This is a genomic window from Lentilactobacillus sp., from assembly GCF_040773105.1.
Taxonomy (GTDB): domain Bacteria; phylum Bacillota; class Bacilli; order Lactobacillales; family Lactobacillaceae; genus Lentilactobacillus; species Lentilactobacillus parabuchneri.
Map to the genome: position 1 here is coordinate 1 of NZ_JAXGWW010000213.1, position 3,640 is coordinate 3,640.

Below are 3,640 nucleotides of genomic sequence, written 5' to 3' on the forward strand. Positions count from 1 at the left end.
CAATTGCGTTGGGATTCATTGTGGCAGAGCTGATCAACAAAATTCGAATTAAAATTAAATGTAAGCACTAAATAATTGGACGTATTCAAAAAGGCATTCGAGCATGTTATTCTTCAGATAACACAATCGAATGCCTTTTTAAGTTTTTACAGTTAAGCTGCACAGCTTTGCTGTACTGCTTTAGCCCATGGTAAATAAGCCTCTAACTCCTCGTCAGTTGGGGAATCTCCTAACCGAGGCAAGTAGGTGAACAGATAGACTAAGTATTTTTTGAAATCTAAATGATTGGCAATGGCCGTTTCGAATAGGCCTAGGAAGAGGGCGTTAGCCTTGGCTCCGCGCTGGCCGGTACTAAAAAGCCAATTCTTACGACCAATGACCGAAGTTTTGATACTCCGTTCGGCAATGTTATTACTAATGGCCACCCCAGGATCATTTAAAAAGACCTCTAGTTGTTCACGCTGATTCACCATGTAGGTATAAGCGCGTCCCAACTTAGACTTGTTGATAGGGGTAGTTTCACTCATTAGCTGCCATATGCTATTGACAATTGGCTTGGACTCTCGTTGTCGAATCTCTAACAACTGTTGTGGTGAAAAGCCCTGAGCTTTTCGTTCGATCGCAAATAGTTGATCGAACTTTTTGACAAATTTGCGGCCAAGACTCCTTTGGCTCTCAATTCCATTAGTGCCATCCACAAATTTTCGTCGTCCATGCGCCCAACAGCCAGCCCGCCGAATCCCTGGCGGAATGTGATTGTAACCCGCATAGCCATCGCAGACAAGAGTTCCGTTGAAGCCTTCGTAAATCGCCCGGGCCACTTTTTCACTTCGAGATGGGTCATAATGAAAATGGATAATCGAAGTAGCCGCGTTAGCGGCAGATCGCATTTCCCATAGAAATGACTTTGAGGTTGCCGACTTTCCTGGTTCTCGTAAAACTTGAATTGGCGTTTCATCGCCATGCAAATATGGTTGCTGCTTAAGCTTCCTGAAAAGCAACTGATCGACTAAAGCAACCCTCTCCGATCCAAAAATCACCCAATTGCTTAAGGTGGCTTCGGATACCGATAGTCCCAATTCCTTTAAACGTTGTCGTTGACGATAAAGTGGCAAGGCTAATTCATATTTATTGGCAATAATTGTTGCGACTAAATCTTCTGAAGCCAAACTATGGGCCATGAATGATTGTGGGACCGTTGCCGAAACAAATTGGTCGCCATCGTAATTGACGTCCTCTGAACAATGTTGGCATTTGCCAACTTCCTGATACCGACGAACTATGTATGCTTGAGCTGGTTGGAGATGAAATTTGTCTCCAATCAACCGTTTAAATATCTGATAGGCATTGCCACAATTGTGGCAATTATGTTCGGCTAATTCAATCAGTTCTTCCTTTATCGGGAGGTTTTTCGTGATTTTCGCTTTTTGACTTTGCCTTTTCTTTTTACGAACTGTGACAATTTCGATTTGTTCTCCAGTTGACTCTGGGTCTTCGAAAACACCATTACTGGCGTCATCAAATAGAGAGGTTTGACCATCGTCAATCGATTTTTCACTCGAATGACCATATAATTTGTTGCGAAGATATTTTACCTGCTCAGTTAAAATTTGATTCTGCCGAATAAGCTCTTCAATTTGAGCTTGTTGACTGGCATTAATCTTTTTAAGCTCCTCAATAATATCCATTGGTCTCACCACCTCGGTTGGTTTTCAATGATCATATCATGAAGTTTGAATCTTGCCTATACCTTTTAGAAAGGTTGACAGAGCGAGACTTTCAATAAATATTGCCTGGTCTAACACGATGAACCGATGGTTCAATCGTCAGCCCGGTTAGTAACCATTTGAGTTGCTGATTTGTTAATTGCCGGACTTCCACTGCGGTTCTTGGCCATTGTAAATGTCCTGATTCATAACGTTTGTAAAGTAATACAAAGCCGTCACCTTCCCAATAGATAGCTTTAAATCTGTCTTTCCGTGTTCCACAAAATAGGAACAATGCGGGTGAAAATGGATTTAAGTCGAATTGATCTTGGATAATTGTTGCTAACCCATCAATTCCTTTGCGTAAATCTGTTTTGCCGCAAACCAAATAGACTTTATCTAATTCGGTAAAGTTGAGTAATTTAGGCACCCGCCATCAGCTCCTTTAGAATGATCTTCAATATTTCTGGCTGGGCATTATTAAAGATACTTAATTTTTTATTATTGACGGTTAATTGACAAGCCGGTTGAATTTTATTGGGATCATCAATCTTTGTAATTTGTAACTTTTCAGTGGGTACTGGCACAATGGTCTTTTCCATAAAGAATCACCTCATACTTAATTAATAATTCTATGGTACTCAAAAAGACGTCTACGAAGTAGACGTCCAGTTATTTAGTGCTTACAAGGTTAATGCAACAATTCCTAATATAATTGACTTTCTTAATTTCATGCTCGTTACCCTCGTTATCTAAAGTATGAGTGCCAGAATGAATTCATTGAGATCTTATGAGGACTGAAATAATGCAGTGAATTTGAATCACCGTAAGCGTTGCTATATCGGAATTTATAGAAGTGATTTCCGAGATACTTCCATTTTGTAAAATGAACGGATTTCTCACCAGAAAAATGGATATAATGCCGATAGATTTTTACTCCATAGTTTGGATTAGCTGTTGCATACCAATGTCCGCGCAATCGATAGGGGATTGCAGAAGTATGCCAGGATGAAGCATCTATGGTGGTTGGAAATGTGATGCTCATAATTCCACCCAAAGATAATGCGGTAACACCTAACATAATTGAATTTCTAATTTTCATTATGATTTTCCCCTCTATAAGCCCAATAATTGTTTTTTCTTCGCGTCGAATTCTTCCTGAGTGATTGTTCCGTCATCAAGAAGCTTTTTGAACTTAGCAATTTCATCAGCGGTATCAGTAGCCTGTGCTTGAGATTCTTTTGGCCCCATATTGTTTTCTACAAATGTTTTTAACTTTTCCATATCTTTGTTATTAGATCCCCCACGGAAAACAACATTATTGGCTTTGTTGTAAGCACCATGTGCGAATCCTGGCAGGGCACCGAGTCCACCGGTTGTTTGATTGCCAGCAGCAGTGATGAAGTTGATTTGGCCAGCAGTAACACCGGCTTTTTTGAAGTCAACTCCAATAATATTTGTTAATGGAATTGTTTGATCTCCATTTTGCCCACGGTTGGCAAAACTTCGAATTCCTTTTCGTGTAATAACGACTTTAGCATCATCTGCGGTAATGATTACGTGTTCTGGAATGTGAATTTCTACTTTGATAGTCATGATTAAATCCCCCGTTTAATTTTTATCTGTTTGGTCAGCAAATGGATTGTACATGTTTTTGACTTTTGCATTACGTATTTTTAACCCTTTTTCTTTTCTCCGCTTAAATTCTATTCTAATAAATTCAGCGGTTGTATGAACCAGCTCCTTAATCGCATTCTTAAACTCATCACTTTCATTCATCGGTTGAACCCACATAATTCGTTGTCGTTCCAGATCTGTTGAAATGTTTCCGAAGAAATATTGATTAAATCCTGACTTCACCTCATTTTCACCAATCCCAGAATTAATATATATTTTGGGCTTGAGGGTGGATGGAAATTTGAAGTTTAACGTTC

General features: G+C 39.5%; 6 protein-coding genes. All 6 read right to left on the reverse strand.

The genetic code is table 11. From position 1 onward, the window contains the following. Positions 1 to 152: 152 nt before the first annotated feature. Positions 153 to 1,688 (reverse strand): IS66 family transposase, encoded by a 1,536-nt coding sequence (locus tag AB3112_RS09525; RefSeq protein WP_084998789.1) that lies wholly within the window; start codon positions 1,686 to 1,688, stop codon positions 153 to 155. Between the two features lie 91 nt (positions 1,689 to 1,779). Further along, positions 1,780 to 2,136, reverse strand: coding sequence for an IS66 family insertion sequence element accessory protein TnpB (gene tnpB / locus AB3112_RS09530; RefSeq protein WP_015639741.1), 357 nt, complete (start codon positions 2,134 to 2,136; stop codon positions 1,780 to 1,782). Beyond that, positions 2,129 to 2,308, reverse strand: a complete 180-nt coding sequence (locus AB3112_RS09535) for a hypothetical protein (RefSeq protein WP_003561267.1) — start codon at positions 2,306 to 2,308, stop codon at positions 2,129 to 2,131. Before AB3112_RS09535 ends, tnpB begins: the two co-directional genes overlap by 8 nt. 146 nt (positions 2,309 to 2,454) lie before the next feature. Further along, positions 2,455 to 2,808, reverse strand: coding sequence for a hypothetical protein (locus AB3112_RS09540; RefSeq protein ID WP_367334376.1), 354 nt, complete (start codon positions 2,806 to 2,808; stop codon positions 2,455 to 2,457). Positions 2,809 to 2,822: 14 nt separating this feature from the next. Next, positions 2,823 to 3,302, reverse strand: coding sequence for an SHOCT domain-containing protein (locus AB3112_RS09545; protein WP_003561265.1), 480 nt, complete (start codon positions 3,300 to 3,302; stop codon positions 2,823 to 2,825). A gap of 15 nt (positions 3,303 to 3,317) precedes the next feature. After that, the coding region (locus tag AB3112_RS09550; RefSeq protein WP_367334377.1) for a hypothetical protein at positions 3,318 to 3,640 on the reverse strand (323 nt) is incomplete at its 5' end.